Origin of the sequence: Corallococcus exercitus, from assembly GCF_042231735.1 — a bacterium.
GTDB lineage: Bacteria > Myxococcota > Myxococcia > Myxococcales > Myxococcaceae > Corallococcus > Corallococcus exercitus_B.
Window position 1 is genome coordinate 9,253,257 of the sequence record NZ_CP102577.1, and the last position, 17,013, is coordinate 9,270,269.

Annotated in this window: 16 protein-coding genes; 8 read left to right on the forward strand and 8 right to left on the reverse strand. The window is 71.9% G+C overall.

The features are described from left to right. Positions 1–24: 24 nt before the first annotated feature. Both NR792_RS37300 and NR792_RS37305 read left to right on the forward strand, forming a co-directional pair. The gene (locus NR792_RS37300; protein ID WP_120592868.1) at positions 25–879 is read left to right on the forward strand and encodes a lysophospholipid acyltransferase family protein; all 855 of its coding nucleotides are present in this window, start codon (positions 25–27) and stop codon (positions 877–879) included. Then, positions 876–1,838, forward strand: coding sequence for an SDR family oxidoreductase (locus NR792_RS37305; protein WP_375757458.1), 963 nt, complete (start codon positions 876–878; stop codon positions 1,836–1,838). The genes NR792_RS37300 and NR792_RS37305 overlap by 4 nt, the downstream gene beginning before the upstream one ends. A 359-nt stretch (positions 1,839–2,197) precedes the next feature. Here the strand turns inward: NR792_RS37305 and NR792_RS37310 are convergent, their stop codons facing one another. Beyond that, complete coding sequence (locus NR792_RS37310) at positions 2,198–2,617, reverse strand: hypothetical protein (protein ID WP_375757459.1); 420 nt, start codon at positions 2,615–2,617, stop codon at positions 2,198–2,200. A gap of 92 nt (positions 2,618–2,709) precedes the next feature. Between NR792_RS37310 and NR792_RS37315 the strand changes: the two genes are divergently transcribed. After that, a complete protein-coding gene (locus NR792_RS37315; protein WP_375757460.1) occupies positions 2,710–6,468 on the forward strand; it encodes a tetratricopeptide repeat protein in 3,759 nt (1,252 codons plus the stop codon). 1 nt (position 6,469) lies between these two features. Next, positions 6,470–6,874 carry a hypothetical protein gene (locus NR792_RS37320; RefSeq protein ID WP_375757461.1) on the forward strand — a complete coding sequence of 135 codons (405 nt, stop codon included), beginning with the start codon at positions 6,470–6,472 and terminating at the stop codon, positions 6,872–6,874. Here the strand turns inward: NR792_RS37320 and NR792_RS37325 are convergent. Genes NR792_RS37325 through radC form a run of 3 tightly spaced genes read right to left on the reverse strand, consistent with a single transcriptional unit; the run spans position 6,871 to position 10,008 of the window. Next, positions 6,871–8,925: a RecQ family ATP-dependent DNA helicase gene (locus NR792_RS37325; protein WP_375757462.1), complete on the reverse strand. Its 2,055-nt coding sequence runs from the start codon at positions 8,923–8,925 to the stop codon at positions 6,871–6,873. The two genes, NR792_RS37320 and NR792_RS37325, sit on opposite strands and share 4 nt — an antisense overlap. A gap of 52 nt (positions 8,926–8,977) precedes the next feature. Then, positions 8,978–9,238 (reverse strand): DUF3006 domain-containing protein, encoded by a 261-nt coding sequence (locus tag NR792_RS37330; RefSeq protein WP_375761755.1) that lies wholly within the window; start codon positions 9,236–9,238, stop codon positions 8,978–8,980. After that, on the reverse strand, positions 9,238–10,008 hold the full coding sequence (gene radC / locus NR792_RS37335; RefSeq protein WP_375757463.1) for a DNA repair protein RadC: 771 nt from the start codon (positions 10,006–10,008) through the stop codon (positions 9,238–9,240). The genes NR792_RS37330 and radC overlap by 1 nt, the downstream gene beginning before the upstream one ends. Positions 10,009–10,378: 370 nt before the next feature. On the opposite strand from radC, the gene trxB reads away from it, so the two are divergent. The 3 genes from trxB to moaC are packed head-to-tail and all read left to right on the forward strand — an operon-like array spanning position 10,379 to position 13,019. Further along, positions 10,379–11,362 carry a thioredoxin-disulfide reductase gene (gene trxB / locus NR792_RS37340; protein ID WP_375757464.1) on the forward strand — a complete coding sequence of 328 codons (984 nt, stop codon included), beginning with the start codon at positions 10,379–10,381 and terminating at the stop codon, positions 11,360–11,362. A gap of 32 nt (positions 11,363–11,394) precedes the next feature. Next, positions 11,395–12,582: a trans-sulfuration enzyme family protein gene (locus NR792_RS37345; protein ID WP_375757465.1), complete on the forward strand. Its 1,188-nt coding sequence runs from the start codon at positions 11,395–11,397 to the stop codon at positions 12,580–12,582. After that, entirely contained in the window at positions 12,579–13,019 is a 441-nt protein-coding gene (gene moaC, locus NR792_RS37350) for a cyclic pyranopterin monophosphate synthase MoaC (protein ID WP_375757466.1), read from the forward strand. The genes NR792_RS37345 and moaC overlap by 4 nt, the downstream gene beginning before the upstream one ends. Here the strand turns inward: moaC and NR792_RS37355 are convergent. The 4 genes from NR792_RS37355 to NR792_RS37370 all read right to left on the reverse strand — a co-directional run bounded on the left by NR792_RS37355 (position 13,016) and on the right by NR792_RS37370 (position 16,408). Continuing rightward, a complete protein-coding gene (locus NR792_RS37355) occupies positions 13,016–13,597 on the reverse strand; it encodes an NUDIX hydrolase (protein ID WP_375757467.1) in 582 nt (193 codons plus the stop codon). The genes moaC and NR792_RS37355 overlap by 4 nt on opposite strands. A 14-nt stretch (positions 13,598–13,611) precedes the next feature. After that, entirely contained in the window at positions 13,612–14,436 is an 825-nt protein-coding gene (locus tag NR792_RS37360; RefSeq protein ID WP_375761756.1) for a SirB1 family protein, read from the reverse strand. Between the two features lie 85 nt (positions 14,437–14,521). After that, the gene (locus NR792_RS37365) at positions 14,522–14,797 is read right to left on the reverse strand and encodes a hypothetical protein (RefSeq protein WP_375757468.1); all 276 of its coding nucleotides are present in this window, start codon (positions 14,795–14,797) and stop codon (positions 14,522–14,524) included. 9 nt (positions 14,798–14,806) lie between these two features. Further along, positions 14,807–16,408 (reverse strand): YiiX/YebB-like N1pC/P60 family cysteine hydrolase, encoded by a 1,602-nt coding sequence (locus tag NR792_RS37370; protein WP_375757469.1) that lies wholly within the window; start codon positions 16,406–16,408, stop codon positions 14,807–14,809. Between the two features lie 206 nt (positions 16,409–16,614). Here NR792_RS37370 and NR792_RS37375 point away from each other — a divergent pair, with 206 nt between their 5' ends. After that, positions 16,615–16,932, forward strand: a complete 318-nt coding sequence (locus tag NR792_RS37375; protein ID WP_375757470.1) for a DUF2795 domain-containing protein — start codon at positions 16,615–16,617, stop codon at positions 16,930–16,932. Positions 16,933–17,013: the final 81 nt, after the last annotated feature.

The following is a 17,013-nucleotide window of genomic DNA, read 5'->3' on the forward strand; positions in this document are numbered from 1 at the left end:
GCGGGGGTGCTAAGGAGCGGGCCCATGCTGGAGCGTTTCAGCGACAAGGTGAAGAAGGGCCTGCGCGGCTGGACAGAGCGCATGGCCGGCGAGCAGCAGTCCGACCAACTCCAGGCCCTGGCCCGGACGGAGAACGAGTACGGGGTGGATCCGTTCGGGTTCAACCTGGACTACAGCCTGGCCGCCATCGCCCCGTTCATGTGGCTCTACCGCCACTACTTCCGGGTGGAGGCCTACGGCGCGGATCGCATCCCCGCGGGGAGGGTGCTGCTGGTGTCCAACCACTCCGGCCAGCTGCCCCTGGACGGCGCGATGATTGGCATTGCCCTGATGGTGGAGGGCAACCCGCCGCGCGCCATCCGCAGCATGGTGGAGAAGTGGGTGCCGTCCCTGCCGTACGTCTCCACGTTCATGGCGCGCGTGGGCCAGATTGTCGGCACGCCGGAGAACTGCCGGCGGCTCTTGGAGGCGGAGGAGGCCATCCTCGTGTTCCCGGAGGGCACGCGCGGGCTCAACAAGCTGTGGCCCCAGCGCTACCAGCTCCAGGAGTTCGGCCTGGGCTTCATGCGCCTGGCGCTGGAGACGAACACGCCCATCGTGCCCATCGCCGTGGTGGGCGCCGAGGAGCAGGCCCCCGCGCTGATGAACTTGAAGCCGGTGGCGAAGCTGCTGGGCTTCCCGTCCTTCCCCATCACCCCCACGGGCACGCCCTTCCCGCTGCCCACGAAGTACCGCATCTACTTCGGTGACGCGCTCCACTTCACCGGCCGCGCGGACGACGAGGACAGCGAGCTGGACAAGAAGGTGCGCACCGTGAAGGCCTCCATCCAGGCGATGCTCCACCAGGGTCTCAAGGAACGCCGGGGCGTGTTCTGGTGAGCGCCTCCAACGAAGAGAAGGACTCCGCCCAGGACAAGCGCCCGGCCGTCGTCGTCACCGGCATCAGCGGCAACCTGGGCCGCACGCTGGCGAAGCAGCTGCACAAGCGCGAGCGCATCATCGGCATCGACCGGCGGCCCTTCGTGGGCAAGCCGAAGGACGTCGAGATGCACCAGCTGGACCTGCGCAAGAAGAAGGCGGAGGACGTCTTCCGCAAGAACGAGATCCGCGCCGTCATCCACATGGGCATCATGCATGACCCGCGCATGAGCGAGGAGGAGCACCACTCGTTCAACGTCGTGGGGACCACGCGCCTGTTGGAGTACTGCGCGAAGTACGGCGTGAAGAAGGTGGTGGTGCTGTCCTCGGCCAACGTCTACGGCCCCAGCCCGGACAACTCCAACTTCCTCACGGAGGACGCGCCGCTGATGGCCGCGAGCCGCTTCTCCGGCGTGCGCGACCTCATCGAAGTGGACATGCTGGCGCACAGCTTCTTCTGGAAGCACCCCGACATCGAGACGGTCATCCTCAGGCCCGTCCACATCGTCGGGCCCACCATCAAGAACGCGCCGTCCCACTACCTGCGCCTGCGCTACCCGTGGACCATGGCGGGCTTCGACCCCATGGTGCAGCTCATCCACGTGGAGGACGTGGCCCGCGCCATGATGGAGGCCCTGCGCCCGGAGCCCAAGGGCGTCTACAACGTCGTCGGCCCCGGCCAGGTGCCCCTGTCCGCGGTGCTGCGCGAGCTGGGCCACACCCCCATCCCCGTGCCGCACCCGGTGGCCCGGCCGCTGCTGGGCCTGATGTTCCGCTACCGGCTGGCCAACTTCCCGCCGCCGGAGCTGGACCACATCCAGTTCCTCTGCGCCGTGGACGGCACCCGGTGGGTCCAGGACGTGGGCTGGAAGGCCCAGCACTCCATGCGCGACACCATCCGCTCCGTCATCGGCGAGTAGCGGGGGCGTCGCGGCTTTTCGTGGGGCCCGCCCTCAGCTCCCTGACACGGATGTCAGTGGGGATACGGCGGGATGGCAGGGAGGGCCTGACAGGACTGTCAGGCATGGGACGGTGGCGACGGGGATGGAGGCCGGGCAAGTGCCTGATTTCCCGTGGGAACCCGGGGTGGGGCAGGGGGGCGCGAAGGTTGGCACCCGCATTGCTCTAGAGACCAGGCAACACGGCGGGGTCGCAGCGGGCCGGAAGTACCGCGCGACATCGTCACCCTGGTAGGGGGTTCCATTGGGGAACCCTCGACGCCCATCGTCTCGGCCGGCCCCGAGACGGTGGGCGATTTTTTTTGCGGGGTCGGGGGCGCCTACTCCAGCTCGCCGTCGAAGGGGCCCGACTGCTGCTTCTCCAGCAGCCAGACGCCGTCCCGGAAGACGAACTCCGAGGTGACGGTGTCGGTCTGCTCGGTGGCGGAGGGCAGGCGCATCCACTGGATGCGGCTGTGGACGGTGGCGCGGCGGCCGTCGTCGGCGAGCTTCACGTCCTCGATCTCGAAGTCGGTGACGGTGAGGTCACGGTCGTCGTGGAGCTCGCGGCGCTGGCGCTCGAAGTCCTTGCGCTCCTCGGGGACGAGGAAGCTGGACAGGGCGCGGTAGTTCCTCCAGCGCAGGTTCTTGTGGAAGCCCTCCACGACGGGGCGGAGCTCCTCCAGGTCCGACTTGGGTGGCGTGTGGGCACAGGCCCCACCGAGGAGCAGGGTGACCATCAGGGCAGGCAGGCGGTTCATGCGCGTGACGCTACCAGCGGCTGGGCGGAACGGACGAGGGCAGTGGTATGGTCCGCGCTCCCCCGCTAAGCGCACCGGAGTCGCGACTCAACATGGCCAAGTCGATGGTGGAGCGTTACGAGCAGCTCCTCCGGCAGGACCCGACCTCTTCCGTCTTCGTGGAGCTGGCGAAGGCGCTGCTGGAGAAGGGTGACGCGCAGCGCACCATCGAGGTGTGCACGGAGGGCATCTCCCACCACCCCACGTCCGTCGTGGGGCGGGTGCTGTGGGGCAAGGCCCTCATCCAGCTGGGGCGGCCCGCGGAGGCGATGGAGCAGTTCGACCAGGCCATCGCCATCGAGCGGGACAACCCGTACGCCTACAACCTCATTGGCGACGTGTTGCTGCAGCGCGGGCTGTACCGCTCCGCGCTGCCGATTCTCCGCAAGGCCGTGGCGCTGCAGCCCAACAACGGGCGCGTGAAGCAGTGGCTGGACCAGGCCCAGCAGGCCCTGTCCGGCGGGCCCGCGCCCATCTTCGAGGACCTGGGCATCCTGGCGACCCCGGCGGCGGCGCCGGAGGAAGAGGAGCCGGCGGCGCCGGCCGCGGAAGCGCCCCCGTCCGCGTTCGAGGCGCGTGCCGCCGCGGCGGCGGGATTGGAACCGCGCCGTTCCGCGCGGACGGAGACGCCGGCGGGCGGCGTGGATGCGCATGCGGCCGCCCGGGTTGGCTCCGTCGAGGCGCACGGTGGGCCGACCGCCCCCTTGGGGACGCCGGTGCCGGCGGACGCGCGGGGCGATGGCTTCTTGGAGGCCGGTGGTCCGTCCGCCGCGGGTGAGCAGCCCGGGGGGCCGTTGGATCCGGGGCATGCGGCGTCGGGCGCCGGAGCGGATCCGGGCAACGGATCCGGACGTGCCGCCAGCGGTGGTCCCTCGGATCCGGGGCAAGAGCCGGGTTCGGGGCGCGGTCGTGTGGCCAGCGGCGGCCCTTCGGATCCGGGGCAGGAGCCCGGCTCCGGGCGGGGTCGCGCGGCCGGTGAGGGCCCTTCGGACGCGGGCCAGGAGCCCGGTTCGGGACGCGGCCTCGCGGCACGCGGTGACGCTTCGGTCGCGGGCTCGGAGGGCTCTACGGATCCGGGGCGCGACGCGACGGACGGTGCGCCCTCGGATCCGGTTCAGGGCGCCAACCCGGCGGAGGGTGCCGCCTCCGGCCGTGGGCGCAAGTCCGGGATGCTGGCGGACCTGCCGGATGCACCTCCGGAGGACGCCCCCGCGTCGCAGGGTGGGGGACTGCTCGGAGACCTTCCTCCTCCGGAGGTGGCGCGGGCTCGCGCGGCCGTGCCGGTGACGCCGGCCCCGGTGGCGTCGGGTCCGGGCGGCAAGCGCTCGCTGCTGGACGACATCCCGGACGCGACGGAGCTGGCGGCGGCCGCGGCGCGCAACAAGGCGGCGGCGAACGCGAAGGACACGGAGGCGCTCGCGGCGAAGTACGAGCGCGAGATGCACGAGAAGATCGCCAAGGAGCGGGCGAAGCAGTCCCTCATCGAGCGATATGGCGCGAAGACCGTGGCCCTCTTCGTGGCCCTCATCTTCCTGGGCGCGAGCGCCGGCTTCTTCATCCTCTACCGCTCCCGCCAGGGCGGCCAGACGCTGTCGGAGACGCTGGAGCTCGCCAAGCGCGCCATCGCGCAGGACACGGGAGCGTCGCTGGATGAGGCGCTCCGGCAGCTCGACCGCGCGCGCGACATGGACGAGGCGAGCCCGGCCGCGTGGGCGCTCGCGGGCTACGCGCACGCGCTGCGCTACCTGGACCACGGCGCCAGCGCCGACGACCGCCGGCTCGCGCTGGAGGCGCTGGAGAAGCCGGGCGTGAAGGAGGGCTTCAACGGCCTGGTGCTGGCCACCAACGCGCTCGTCGCCGACGACCGGGGCCGCGAGGCCGCGCGCCGCGCGCTGCTCGCCTCGCAGGACGACGTGACCGAGGTGCACGCGCTCGCGGGCAGCCTGCTCATCGCCGCCAAGGACGAGAAGAAGGCCCTGGACCGCTTCGATCGCGCGCTCAAGGCGTCGCCGGGCAACGTCCGCGCACTGGTGTCGCTGGGCGACTACTACCTCGCGTCCGAGGACTTCCCGCAGGCGCTGGAGATGTTCAAGCGCGCGCGTGAGGTCTCCAAGGAGCACCCGGCCGCCCGCATCGGGATGGCCGAGAGCCGGCTCGCGCTGGAGCAGGACCTGGACGCGGCGCTGGCGGACGTGGCGCCGCTCGCGCAGGACCCGAAGCTGCCCCCCGCGCTCATGCCCCGCCAGCACCTGGTGCACGGGGAGCTCTTGTCCGCGCTGGGCAAGTATGAGGAAGCGAAGGCGATGCTCTCCAGGGGCACGCAGGGGCCGCTGGCCATGGACTTCCAGCTGGCGCTCGGGGCCGCGGGCCGCGCGGCGGGCAAGCTGGAGGCCGCGCAGCAGGCCTACGAGGCCGCGCTGAAGCTGCAGCCCAAGAGCGAGGCCGCGATGGAGGGCCTGGGGCGCACGCTGCTGGACCGCGACCGCGAGAAGGAAGCGCTCCAGCGGCTGGAGGCGGACGGCGGCCGCAAGGTGTCGCTGGTTCGCGGCGCGGCGTACGCGCGGCTCGGGGACTGGAAGCGCGCCCGCGTGGAGCTGGGCAAGACGCGCGTGAACGACCGCTATCCGCCGGAGGCCGTCGCGTGGCTCGCGCTGGCGGACGCGCACGAGGGCAACGCCGCCCAGGCGCGCGACGTGCTGGAGAAGGCCGTGGCGAAGAAGCCCCGCACGGACCTGCGCGTGGCGCTGGGGCAGGTGTACTGGCGCGAGCGCGCGCTCGACAAGGCGCAGGCGCAGTTCGACGAGGCGCTGAAGGATCCGCGCGACTACGAGGGCGCGTGCTCGCTGGGGCGGCTGCTGCTGTCGCGCGGCCTGCCGGACATGGCGCTCAAGCCGCTGACGCAGGCGGTGGAGCGCAACGGCGCGCACGGCGAGGCGCGCGACGCCCTGGGCCGCGCGCTGCTGGCGCTGGGCCGCACGCCGGAGGCGCTGAAGCAGTTCGAGGCGTGGCAGCTGGACAACCCGGGCAACGCGGCCGCGCAGAAGGGCTTCGCGCTGGCGCTGTACCAGTCCGGCCGCCGCAAGGAGGCGGAAGGGGCGTCGGGCCGCGCGGTGAAGCTGGCGCCGGAAGACGCGGAAGGGCAGCGGCTGCGCGCGGCGCTCCTGTTCGCCAACGGCGACGCGAAGGGCGGCTTCTCCGCGCTGGAGCGCGCCAACAAGCTGGACTCCAAGGACCCGGACACCTTCTGCGAAATCGCCCAGGCGTTCCTGCGCCAGGGCCAGGTGGAGAGCGCGGACGCGGCCTTCGCGGCGGCGCGGCGCGAGGGGCCGGACGCGACGTGCGGCCGCGTGGGCGAGCTGTACACGCAGCTGCCGGGCGGTGGCCGTGGCGCGGCGCGCACGCTGCAGGACCTGGCCGACAAGGCGCCCACCGTCTGGGACAAGGCCTTCGCGAAGGTGACGCTGGCGCGCGTGCTGCTGGGCGCAGGGGCCGTGAAGGAGGCCCGCGCGGCGGCGGACGAGGCCGTGAAGCTGGCTCCGTACAACGGGCGCGCGTACCTGGCCCTGGGGCTGGTGGCCTTCAAGCAGCGGCAGGAGGCCCCCGCGCGCGAGGCGCTGGCCAAGGCCGTGGAGCTGGAGCCCACGGACGGCCTGGCGCACCTGGCGCTGGCGGACGTGCTGGTGCGCGAGTCCTCGGAGCTGCCCCGGGCGGTGGAGGCCTACGAGGCCTTCCTGAAGCTCGCCGGCGGCGCGCCGGAGGCAAACCGGGTGAAGAAGGCCCTCCCGCTCCTCAAGCGCCGGGCGTCGCGCTAGCGTGGTGGACGTGAGCGAGCAGCGGCCCCCGTCCTCCCCCCTGCTGAAGGTCATGTGGGGCAACGCGTTCCTGCTGTCGGTGCTCTACCTGCTGACGGGCATCGTCGTGGAGTCCATCCGGCGGCGGTACCACACGCCCTTCTTCGAGCGGCTCTCCATGGCGCTCGACTCGCTGCCGGCGCGGGCGCTGGAGCTGTCGCACGGGATGGAGCCGCTGCGCGCGGCGTACTTCACCGGCCGCATCACCGACCTGGGCGTGCGCGTCGTCTTCGGCATCGTCACCGTGGCGGTCATCTTCCTGCTCGCCCTGGTGGTGGGCGCCATCATGGCCGTGCTGCGGTGGGCGCTCCTGCGCGCCACCCGCGGTGGCAACGGCCCTCCGCCGGGCCCAGGCCAGGACGCCTAGCGGCGCGGCTTCGCCTTGCGGATGCGCGGGGCCACGGGCGCCGCCTGCGGCTCGTGGCCCGCCGCGCGCGCCATCAGGCAGATGTCCACCACCTTGGGGCCGAAGCGCTCCCAGCGGCTCTCCCCGGTGCCCTTCACCGCGAGGAACGACTCGCGGTCCACCGGCAGCGCGGCGGCCAGCCCCAGCAGCGTCGCGTCGTTGAAGATGATGAAGGGCGCGATGCCCAGGTCCTTGGCCAGGTCCTTGCGCCAGCGGCGCAGCTCCGTGGACGCAAGCTCGCTGTACACCATCACCGGCGCCCCGGACGCGGCCGGCGCGGAGCGCGAGGAGGAACCGGAGGACCTGGGCATCATGCTGCCCGCGCACCTGTCGCACTTGCCGCACACCGCCGCCGCGTCCGCCTGCCCGAAGTAGCGCAGGATGAACGCGCGCCGGCACGTCGGCGTGTACGCGTAGTCCGCCATCCGCTTGAGCATCAGCCGGTTGAGCCGCTCCTGCTCGCGCACCCGGGAGAGGTCCACCGTCAGCTCGCGGAACGGCACGCGCTCCAGCGCGCGGATGGAGCGCCCCGCGAACGGCCTGCGCACCCGCACCACGCCCGACTTCTCCAGCAGTCCCAGCGCGTGCCGGACGTCGTCCTCCGTCAGCCCCGTGCGCCGCGCGAGGATGGGCAGCTCCGTGGTGGCCTGCCGCCCCACGGGGAAGGTCTCCAGCAGTGAGCGGAGCAGCCGCTGGGACTCCGCCGCGTGCGGCTGGGCACTGGCGGCCTTGTCCGTCAGCGTGAGGCCGTACTCGCCCTCACCCCGGCCGCCGCGCTCCAGCTTGCCCTCGCGCTCGAAAATCTTCAGGGCGGCGGAGACCTCGAACTCGCTGGCGCCCACCATGCCCGCGAGCGCGTGCACGCCCCGGTCGAACTCCTCCACGGCCTGCAGCTGCGCCCACACGTCCGACAGCACGGCCTCGGACGGGTGGCTGCTCTCGATGAGGCGCTCCTGCGTGTACACGTCCGCGTGGTTGAACAGGAGCACCGCCGTGGCGGGGTTGCCGTCGCGGCCCGCGCGGCCAATCTCCTGGTAGTACGCCTCCACCGCCCGGGGGATGTTGGCGTGCGCGACGAAGCGGATGTCCGGCTTGTCGATGCCCATGCCGAAGGCGTTGGTGGCCACCGCCACCGCCTCCTTCGCGGACATGAAGTCGTCCTGCGCGCGGCGGCGGGCGTCGTCCTCCATGCCCGCGTGGTACAGCACCGCGTTCACCTTGCGCGTGACGAGCGCGGAGTGCATCCCTTCCGCCGCCTTGCGCGTGGAGCAGTAGATGATGCCGCTGCCGCCCTTCGCCGCCAGGCTCGCGCACGCGTCCCGGCGCTCCTCGTCCCCGCTGACGTTCACCACGTCCAGGAAGAGGTTGGGCCGGTCAAACCCCTGGGCGAACACCGCCGGGTCCTTCATCAACAGCACGCGGACGATGTCCTCGCGCACCTCCGGCGTGGCCGTGGCGGTGAGGGCCACCGTGCGCGGGGGACGCAGGCGCTTTCGCACCTGGCCCAGGAGCGCGTAGTCCGGCCGGAAGTCGTGGCCCCACTGGGAGATGCAGTGCGCCTCGTCCACGGCGAGCAGCTCCACGCCAAGCCCGGACACCAGCTCCAGGAAGCTTCCGCTGCGGAAGCGCTCCGGCGCCACGTAGAGCAGCTTGTACTCACGGGCGCGCAGCTTGCGCAGGCGGTCCGCCCGCTCCACGTCCGACAGGGACGAGTTGATGTACGTGGCCGGGATGCCCTTCGCGGTGAGCTGCTCCACCTGGTCCTTCATCAGCGCGATGAGCGGTGACACCACCAGCGTGAGGCCCGGCAGGAGCAGGGCCGGGAGCTGGTAGCACAGGCTCTTGCCCGCGCCCGTGGGCATCACCACCACGGTGTTGCGGCCGCTGAGGACGGAGCTGATGACGGGCGCCTGGCCGGGGCGGAACTCCGACAGGCCGAAGTGCCGCACCAGTCCCTGCTGGGCATCTTCGAGGAAGGGCAGGGACTCCGTCATCGCGCGCATGTTCACCATCCTGGATCGGCCGTCAACGCCAATCCCCTCCGTGGGCACCGGTGCCTCCACCTCACAGCTCGAGCCCCGGAGGAAGGGGAACCGCCAGCGCGGCCCGTTTCCGCGCCACCTCCTGGCGCAGCGCCTCCGTCCGCTCCGGGGCCAGGCGGCCGTCCACGACGACGTCCCCCTCGCGCACGCCCGGCGGCAGCCGCCAGCGCTCCACCGTGCACGCCTGCCCCCCGTCGGTCCGCACCACCTGGGCCCGCGTGTCCTCCAGCACCTCCACCCGCACGGGGCTCGTCCCCAGCGCCAGCAGCATGCCCGCCCCCATCACCAGCCCCCGCCCGTGACGCACTTGCGCCGCCCCTCCCGCTCGCTGTCCGGCAGGATGCCCCGCTCCAGCATCGACACGAACGCGCCGTCCCCCACGACGACGTGGTCCAGCAGCTTCACGCCCAGGAGCCCCGCCGCCCGCGCCAGGTGCTCCGTGAGCCCCACGTCCTGGACGCTGGGCTCCGGGTCCCCTGAAGGGTGGTTGTGCGCGAGCACGATGGCCGTGGATCGCGAGGCGAGCACCGCGGCGAACACCTCGCGCGGATCCACCGGGCACGCGCTCAGCGTCCCTTCGGCCACCCGGGCGTCGTGCACCAGCACGTTGCGCGGGTTGAAGCACAGCACGTGGAACACCTCGCGCCTCAGCGCGCCCAGCGTGGGCGCCAGGTACGCGTGCACCTCCTTCGGATTGCGCAGCCGGGGCCGCTTCTCCGGGGAGCGCTGCGCGCGCCGTCCCAGCTCCAGCGCCGCCAGCAGCCGGGACGTGCGGGAAGGCCCCACGCCCCGCCGCGCGCACAGGACGCGCGGATCCTCCTGCACCAGCGCCTTGAGTCCGTCCCTCGCCACGCCGTCCGCCGCGTCCCCCAACCCTTCCGTCCACAGGAGCCCCAGGAGCTCCAGGTCGGTGAGGGCCTCCGCGCCCAGCCGGAAGAGGCGCTCGCGCGCATCTCCCAACCTCAGCGACACCGCGCCGCGCGCCCTCACCGACCTGCCATTCGTGGCTTCCCCTTCGCCCGGCTCCGCCCACGCCTCTCCACTTTGCTCCATCCCGCCTCCCTCCACGCGGCGCGGGCTTGAGCAAGGCACGTGCCTTCGGGGTTCACTCCCGGGCACCGCCCACGCGCCCGTCCAGCAACGCGCGAAGCGGCCCCGCGGCCGGACGGACAGCGATGCTCCAGCCGCACTCCTGGCGTGCGAGGAGCCAAGAAGCCCTTGCGCTTCTCGTTCGTCTCCCGGAGCCGCTCGCTCAGCGTGCGGACGAACGTCCCCGGGAGGACGGAGGGCAGGCCCTGGCGAGCTGGCCCCAGGTCAATCCCTCGAAGAGCGCAACCTTCTTGAGGACAGCGGCATCCAAGGGGTCCAGGTTCGTATCATGGCCAGGACGGCGGCGTCTGTTACCGTCCGGGACCGTCAACGTATGAGCGCAGGAGGCGCCGTGTCGCAGGACAAGATCCAGAAGGTCACCATCATCGGCTCCGGCCCGGCGGGCTACACGGCCGCCATCTACGCGGCGCGCGCCAACCTGGAGCCCGTGGTGTTCGCCGGCGGCCCCACCCTGGAACACCCCCAGCGCGTTCCGGGCGGCCAGCTCATGGTCACCACCGACGTGGAGAACTACCCCGGCTTCCCGGAGGGCATCACCGGTCCGGAGCTGATGGAGCGCTTCCAGAAGCAGGCGGAGCGCTTCAACACCGTCATCCACATGGAGAACGTCACCAAGGTGGACTTCTCCCAGCGGCCCTTCCTGCTGGAGAGCGAGAGCGGCATCCAGGTGCGCTCGGAGACGGTCATCATCTCCACGGGCGCCACGGCCAAGTGGCTGGGCGTCAAGGGCGAGGACACCTACAAGAACCGCGGCGTGTCCGCGTGCGCCACCTGCGACGGCGCCTTCTACAAGAAGCAGGACGTGCTGGTGGTGGGCGGCGGCGACACGGCCATGGAAGAGGCCACGTACCTGGCGAAGATCGTCAACCACGTCACGCTCATCCACCGCCGTGACACGCTGCGCGCGTCCAAGGTGATGCAGGAGCGCGCGCTCAACAACCCGAAGATCTCCTTCATGTGGAACTCCGCCGTGGAGGAGGTGGTGGGCGACGCGAAGGGGATGACGGGCGCCGTGGTGCGCAACCTGAAGACGGGTGACAGCCAGCTCGTGAACGCGCACGGCCTGTTCGTCGCCATCGGCCACACGCCGAACACGGAGCTGTTCCAGGGCATCCTGGAGACGCACCAGGGCGGCTACCTGAAGACGATTCCGGGCAGCACGCGCACCAACATCGAGGGCGTCTTCGCCTGCGGCGACGTGCAGGACAGCTACTACCGCCAGGCCATCACCGCGGCGGGCACCGGCTGCATGGCCGCCATCGACGCGGAGCGCTGGCTCATCGAGCACGGCGAGTAGGCCCCTCCCTTCCGTCCAGAGACGACACGCGCATGAAGACGAAGCAGAAGACGGTGGCGGTGCACGCGGGCTCCCGACTCACCGGGAGCAAGGCCGTGCCCGTCATCCCGCCCATCTTCCCGGCGGCGGTGAACTGGTTCGACAGCAGTGACGACCTGTCCGACGCGCTGGACGGCAAGGACTACGCCTACGCCCGCATCAGCGCGCCCAACGCCGCGCTGCTGGAGGAGGCCGTGGCGGCGCTGGAGGGCGCGGAGGCCTGCGTCGCCTACGCCAGCGGCATGGCCGCGCTGCGCTCGCTGTTCGACGCGCAGCCGTGGAAGGCCGGCGACGTGCTGGTGATGCCCACGGACGGCTACGGCGTCACCCGGGCGCTCTACAAGAACCTGTGCGCCCGCTGGGGCGTGGAGCTGCGGCCCCTCAACCAGACGGACGCGGACGCCCCCGCGCGCATCCGGGAGTGGCGCCCGCGCCTGGTGCTGGCGGAGAGCATCTCCAACCCGCTCCTGCGCGTGCCGGACATCCGCGCGCTCGCGGAGGCGTGCCGGGACGCGGGCGCGGTGTTCGCGGTGGACGCGACCTTCCCGTCGCCCTTCGGCCAGCGCGCGCTGGAGCTGGGCGCGGACTACGCGGTGCAGTCCACCAGCAAGTGGCTCAACGGCCACAGCGACGCGCTGGGCGGCACCGTGAGCGGTTCCAAGGCGCGCATCGACCCGCTGCGGTCGGCGCGCGTGCTGTCGGGCGACGTGCTGGGCCCCTTCGAGGCGTGGCTCACGCTGCGCGGCCTGCGCACGCTGCCCGTCCGCATGAAGGCCCACAACGAGCACGCCGCCCACGTGGCGAAGCGGCTGTCGGACTCGCCGCTGCTGGAGCGGGTCATCTACCCGGGCCTTTCGTCCCACCCGGACCACGCGGTGGCGGCGCGGGTGCTGGAGGGCGGCTTCGGGCCCATGGTGGCGTTTGAAATCAAGGGCGCGGGGCAGAAGGAAGGCGACCGGTTCCTGGAGGCGCTGCGGGTGGCCAAGCCCGGGCCGTCGCTGGGGGACGTGGGCACGCTGGTGATGCACGCGGCCAGCGCCAGCGCCCGCCGGATGACGCCCCAGGAGCGCGCGCAGGCGGGCATCCGGGACAGCCTCATCCGCGTGTCCGTGGGGCTGGAGGATCCAGACGACGTGGCGGACGACCTGCTCGCCGCGGTGGAGAAGGGGGCCGGCCGGTGAAGATGGTGGACGTCGGCGACAAGCCGAAGACGGACCGCGTGGCGGTGGCCACCGCGCGCCTCCGGATGCTGCCCGCGACGCGCGAGCGCATCCTCGCGGGGCAGGTGGAGAAGGGGGACGTGCTCGCGGCGGCGCGGCTCGCCGGCATCATGGCCGCCAAGCGCACCCCGGACTTCGTGCCCCTGTGCCACCCCATCGCGCTCGCGGGCGTGGACGTGACGCTGGCGCCGGTGGACGAAGGGCTGGAGATCCGCGCGCGGGTGAAGACGGTGGACCGCACGGGCGTGGAGATGGAGGCGCTGACGGCCGCGTGCGCGGCGGCGCTCACCGTCTATGACATGTGCAAGAGCGTGGACCGGGGCATGGTCATCGAAGCCGTGCAGCTGGACCACAAGTCCGGCGGCCGCTCCGGGACCTGGGACCGCGAAGGGGCCTAACGCTTCGCTTCCGCGCGCAGCCGCTCCAGGAAGAAGGCCACCACCACCAGCGAGTGCGTGATGTGGCCTTCCAAAATGAGCCGGGGCAGGTCCGCGCGCGGGTACAGCTCCACGGCGATGTCCTCGCCGTCGTCCGGGTTCCCGTCGCTCACGCGCTCGCAGTCGAGCGCCAGGTAGCTGAAGCAGCGGTTGGACTGGAAGGCCGGGTTGGGGTGCACCTCGCCCAGCGGCTCCAGCCGTCCGGCGCGGTAGCCCGTCTCCTCCTCCAGCTCGCGCGCGGCGGCCGTGGCCGGGTCCTCTCCCGGGTCGATGACGCCGCCGGGCACTTCCAGCGTCGGCGCGTCGATGCCGAAGCGGAACTGGCGCACCATCACCAGCTCGTCCTGCTTCGTCACCGCGATGACGTTCACCCAGTCCGCGCACTCCAGCCGCACGCGCCCGTGCTCCAGGTTCGTGCGCGGATCCGCCACCACGTCCTCGCGCACCTTCACCACCGTGAAGTCGTGCTCCAGGCCGCGGCGCAGACGCGGCCAGGGCTTCACCTGGGACTTGGGCGGCTTGGGCGACTCGGACGCCATGCGGGTGTTCCCTCTCAGTTGAGCAGCTCGGCCCGCTCGCGCAGCTCCCGCGCGGACAGCTCCAGGCGCTCGCGGTCCGGCGCGTCCGGCGACAGCTCCAGGCAGCGCTCCACGTCCTTCAGCGCCGCGCGGAAGGCGCCCATCGTGGTGAGCAGCGACGCGCGCGTGCGCAGCTCACCCGGATGGTCCGGGGCCAACAGGAGCAGCAGGTCCACCACCGCCAGCCCCTGCTGGCTGTCGTCGCGCCCCAGGTACACGCGGCGCAGGTTGGACAGCATGCGGTACGCGATGAGCTCCACCGGCGCGGGCGCGAGCATCGCCCGGTCGAACTTGAGCTGCGGCGCCACGCGCTTGAGCAGCTCCTCGCAGCCGTGCTCCGTGAGGATGTCGCCGTGGTGGAAGGGGTCCATCACCAGCTTGTGGTCGCCCGCGTCGCAGGCCACCAGGAAGTGGCCGGGGAAGGGGACGCCGTACAGCGGGATGCCCGCGCGGCGCGCCACCTCCAGGTAGAGCACCGACAGCGTTATCGGCAGCCCCACCTTCCGCTCCAGCACCCGGTCCAGGAAGCTGTTGTCCGGCGAGTGGTAGTCGTCCTCGTTGCCCCGGAAGCCCTCGATGTCCGCCAGCACGTGGCGCAGGGCGCGCAGCGGGGCCAGGGCCTCGCCCTTCTCGCGCAGCCGCTCCGCCTCCACCTGCACCCGCGCGGCGAGCGCGTCCAGCGTCCGCAGACACGCCGGCGCGTCCAGGTCCTCGCGGCCCAGCGTGGCGATGGCCAGGGCCGCCAGGTCCAGCCGGGGCGGGTCCGCGGCCAGGGAAGACACCAGCCGCTCGCGCGCCAGGGGCGGGCCGAATCCAGAGGGAAAACTCACGGTGCGCACCTGTAACCCACGGAAGCTCCTCACGGCAAAGGCAGGCAGCCGAGCGTCATGCGCCCGGGGGGGCCGCGGGCAGGCGGCTCTTGATTTCCGCCCGGATGGCCATGTGCGCGGAAATCAGCCCGGCCAGGATGCCGTCCTCGAACTCGAAGGAGGGGTGCTCCTTCAATTGGGGGAAGTCGTGCGGGTTGCGCAGCTCCTCCGGCCCGATGTTGGGCACCGCCTCGCGCGCCAGCCGCAGCACCTTCGCCTGCTGCTGGGCAATCATCCGCTCGTAGAGGGGAGAGGCCAGGGCCAGGAACTCGTTCGCTGTCTCTTCCGTCATGGATGTGCCTCACTCCTGGGCGATGTCCCATTTCATGCGTCGGTAGGTGTAACGGAAGGCCTCGGCGTTCGCTTCGACGGCGTCACCCGTGGCCTCCCGCCCGTCCAGGAAGGCGACGAAGTCGAACTGCCGGCCGGGCTGGCCGTATTCAGCGTCGAACACGCGCACGAGTTCGTTCGCCGGCAGCGTCCTGCGCCCCGCCACGCTCACCAGGGGGATGTCCAGGCCCTTCATGTCCTTCGACGGGGCGTAGGACTTCCACACCAGCTCCGTGCACACCAGGGACTGGTCGGAGAAGAAGTCGAAGTTGAAGTCGTACGGCCGGCCCTGGAAGGTGAATGCGCGCAGGATGGCGCGGGCCTTGTCCACCTGGGACACCCGGGGCCGCAGCACGCCCAGGTAGTCCACGTGCATGCCGTGCTCCACGCCGGTGAAGCTCACGCCCTCGCTGATGGATTCGATGATGCGCAAGGGGTCCCCGTGGGAGTCCTTGCCGGTGTACTCCGCCCACTTGGCGGGGAACGCCTTCGCCAGGTGGCCGGTGAACGTCTCCGGGTGGCCGGGCAGCGTGGCCACCCAGGCCTTCACCTCCGGGTCCGTGTCGAAGGTCCGGGCCAGCTCCTGGGCGGTGCCCAGGTACAGCTCCGCGTGCGGCCAGAAGCCCGGCAGGCCGATGTTGGACAGGAACCAGTTCTGCCGCGCGACCATCACGTCGCCCGGGGCCATGCGCGGCAGGAGCGCCAGCGTCTGCTCGCGGGAGATGAGCGGCCGGCCCGAGCGGTGCACGCGGGTGTCGCCCATCCACTCGGCCACCGTCTTCTGCACGGGGAACACCGCCCGCGCCGTCGTGTCCTGGGTGAGGTCCGCGGCGGCCTTGGCGAAGAGCACCGGGCCGCGCTTCAGCAGGCGCGTGCGGGCCGTCTTGCTGTCCTGCCGCATCGCCTGGAAGAGCGCGGGGACGCCGGGCTCGTCCAGCACGCCGGACTTCGCCAGCACCGGGTGCAGCGTCGCGCGGTAGCCGTCGCCCGTGAAGAGCTGCGTGCTGGTGCCCACGTGGACGACCTTCTGCTTGAAGCGGCTGAAGGCGCGCGCGGGAAGGCCATACGCGGGGCCGGGCTCGTCCAGCAGCACCTCCAGCTGCGCCTGTCCCCCGGCCAAGTCCGCGAAGGCCATGCCCTGCGCCAGCTCCGACGCGAGCGCCGCGTGGGTGAGGAGGAAGCCCCAGGCGTGCTTCTTCGGCTGGGTGAGGGCGGGCACCTTGAGGAAGTCCCAGTAGCGCTGGCGCACCACCTCCGTGGAGATGAAGCAGTCGAAGAAGGCGGCCCAGGTGGACACCAGGAGCTGCTTCTCGTCCGGGGTGTAGGGCACGTCCTTGCCGCGCCGGTACAGGGCCTTGGAGCGGAAGGCCTCCTCCCGCAGGCGGCGCAGCCCCTCGGTGCCCTGGCGCAGCATCTCCAGGTCGCGGCGGGCCTGGGTGACGAAGGCCGCGTCGTCCAGCGCGTAGACGTCACGCGGGGCCTCGAGGGCGGGCGGGGGAGCGGCGGCGGACGGCGGGTCGGCGGGGGGGCTGGCGAGCGTGAGCCAGGCGGCGAGCAGGGAGGCGGCGGACATCGGGGTGAGGACTCCGGCGGGCGTTGGCGCGGCGGAAGACTCTACCCCGAAGCGGTCGCGGGCAAGGCGGACGGTCCCTCGGCCGCCCGGCGTCGTAGGAGGGGGCGGGGGCGAGGGTGGCCCGGGGCGGGCGTCATCCCCACGTTGTTCCCTGGATGGACACGCCCGGGCATGGACGCCCGGGCGCAAGAAAGGTGGAAGGCACGATGGCTTACGGAAAGGCGGAGGATCCGGCGCGCTCCATCACCCCGCATCTGGATGGGGTGGAGTACCCGGCGACGCGTGAGGAACTCGTCGAGGCCGCCGCGGACAGCGAGGCCCCGGTCGACATCATCAACATCCTCAAGTCCCTGCCGCAGCAGGAGTACATGTTGCGCGAGCACGTGCTGCGCGACCTGGCGGAGGCCGAGCGCCGCTTCGCGATGAACGGCCTGAAGGACGATGACGGCGTGGACCGCGACCGGCGCAACATCGGGCGAGACCGCATCGAGGGCGCCTCCGACGGGGAGACACGTCACCCGTAGTGTCGCCCGCGCGGTGACACCTTCAGCGGAAGCGGTTGCAAGACGCTCGCGGGCGCCCTGGCTTTCTGCCAGCGTTCGCGA

Excerpts from the sequence above, each read along its gene's own strand:
- NR792_RS37300 (WP_120592868.1), top strand. The coding sequence starts at position 25 with ATGCTGGAGCGTTTCAGCGACAAGGTGAAGAAGGGCCTGCGCGGCTGG.
- NR792_RS37310 (WP_375757459.1), bottom strand. The coding sequence starts at position 2,617 with ATGAACCGCCTGCCTGCCCTGATGGTCACCCTGCTCCTCGGTGGGGCC.
- NR792_RS37315 (WP_375757460.1), top strand. The coding sequence starts at position 2,710 with ATGGCCAAGTCGATGGTGGAGCGTTACGAGCAGCTCCTCCGGCAGGAC.
- NR792_RS37325 (WP_375757462.1), bottom strand. The coding sequence starts at position 8,925 with ATGGTGAACATGCGCGCGATGACGGAGTCCCTGCCCTTCCTCGAAGAT.
- NR792_RS37330 (WP_375761755.1), bottom strand. The coding sequence starts at position 9,238 with ATGGGGGCGGGCATGCTGCTGGCGCTGGGGACGAGCCCCGTGCGGGTG.
- radC (WP_375757463.1), bottom strand. The coding sequence starts at position 10,008 with ATGGAGCAAAGTGGAGAGGCGTGGGCGGAGCCGGGCGAAGGGGAAGCC.
- trxB (WP_375757464.1), top strand. The coding sequence starts at position 10,379 with ATGAGCGCAGGAGGCGCCGTGTCGCAGGACAAGATCCAGAAGGTCACC.
- NR792_RS37345 (WP_375757465.1), top strand. The coding sequence starts at position 11,395 with ATGAAGACGAAGCAGAAGACGGTGGCGGTGCACGCGGGCTCCCGACTC.
- NR792_RS37355 (WP_375757467.1), bottom strand. The coding sequence starts at position 13,597 with ATGGCGTCCGAGTCGCCCAAGCCGCCCAAGTCCCAGGTGAAGCCCTGG.
- NR792_RS37365 (WP_375757468.1), bottom strand. The coding sequence starts at position 14,797 with ATGACGGAAGAGACAGCGAACGAGTTCCTGGCCCTGGCCTCTCCCCTC.
- NR792_RS37370 (WP_375757469.1), bottom strand. The coding sequence starts at position 16,408 with ATGTCCGCCGCCTCCCTGCTCGCCGCCTGGCTCACGCTCGCCAGCCCC.
- NR792_RS37375 (WP_375757470.1), top strand. The coding sequence starts at position 16,615 with ATGGCTTACGGAAAGGCGGAGGATCCGGCGCGCTCCATCACCCCGCAT.